This is a genomic window from Actinoplanes sp. GCM10030250, assembly GCF_042666575.1.
Classification (GTDB): domain Bacteria; phylum Actinomycetota; class Actinomycetes; order Mycobacteriales; family Micromonosporaceae; genus Actinoplanes.
In genome coordinates, this window is the sequence record NZ_JBHTDO010000097.1 from 1 (window position 1) to 1,384 (window position 1,384).

Here is a 1,384-nt window from a genome sequence, read left to right on the forward strand (position 1 = left end):
CGGGGCATGCGGTCGAAGTTGCGGAGCGGGGGCGGGCTGGACGTGGCCCACTCGAGCGAGTTGCCGTGGCCCCACGGGTCGTTGAGGGTGGTGACCTTGCCGACCTTGTAGGACTTCCACACGTTGTAGAGGAACGGCAGCGTCGACAGGCCGAGGACGAACGAGCCGACCGTCGAGAACGTGTTGAGGAAGGTGTAGCCGTCGGTGGGCAGGTAGTCGGCGTAGCGGCGGGGCATGCCCTTGGTGCCGAGCCAGTGCTGGACCAGGAAGGTGGCGTGGAAGCCGAGGAACGTCAGCCAGAAGTGAATCTTGGCGAGGCGTTCGTCGAGCATCCGGCCGAACATCTTCGGGAACCAGAAGTAGATGCCGGCGAACACCGCGAACACGATCGTGCCGAACAGCACGTAGTGGAAGTGGGCGATCACGAAGTACGAGTCGGAGACGTGGAAGTCGATCGGCGGGGAGGCCAGCAGTACGCCGGACAGGCCACCGAACAGGAACGTCACCATGAACCCGAGCGCGAACAGCATCGGTGACTCGAAGCTGATCTGCCCGCGCCACATGGTGCCGATCCAGACGAAGAACTTCATCCCCGTCGGTACCGCGATCAAAAAGCTCAGGAAGCTGAAGAACGGCAGCAGCACCTGGCCGGTGACGAACATGTGGTGCGCCCACACGCTCATCGACAGGGCACCGATCAGCAGGGTCGCGGCGACCAGGCCCTTGTAGCCGAACACCGGCTTGCGGGAGAAGACCGGGATGACCTCGGTGATGATGCCGAAGAACGGCAGCGCGATGATGTACACCTCGGGATGGCCGAAGAACCAGAACAGGTGCTGCCACAGCATCGGCCCGCCGGTCTCCACGTCGAAGACGTGCGCACCCAGCACCCGGTCCGCCGCGAGGGCGAACAGCGCCGCCGCCAAAAACGGGAAGACCATCACCGCGAGCAGGGCGGTGACCAGCATGTTCCACGTCATGATCGGCATCCGGAACATGGTCATGCCCGGAGCGCGCAGGGTCAGGATCGTGGTGATCAGGTTGACCGAGCCGAGGATCGTGCCCAGACCGGAGATGGCCAGACCGACCACCCACATGTTTCCGCCGACGCCGGGCGAGTGCAGCGAATCACTCAGCGGCGTGTAGGCGAACCAGCCGAAGTCAGCCGCACCACCCGGCGTCAGGAACCCGCCGATGGTGATCAGGCCGCCGAACAGGTACAGCCAGTAGGCGAAGGAGTTCAGCCGCGGGAACGCCACATCCGGCGCACCGATCTGGATCGGCACCACGAAGTTGCCGAACGCGAACACGATCGGCGTCGCGAAGAACAACAGCATGATCGTGCCGTGCATGGTGAACAGCTGGTTGAACTGCTCCGGCGACA

Annotated in this window: 1 protein-coding gene; it reads right to left on the reverse strand. The window is 64.1% G+C overall.

Annotation, left to right across the window (positions count from 1 at the left end; genetic code table 11):
* On the reverse strand, window positions 1-1,384 hold a 1,384-nt coding region (locus tag ACFQV6_RS44180; RefSeq protein WP_378033727.1), incomplete at both ends, for a cbb3-type cytochrome c oxidase subunit I.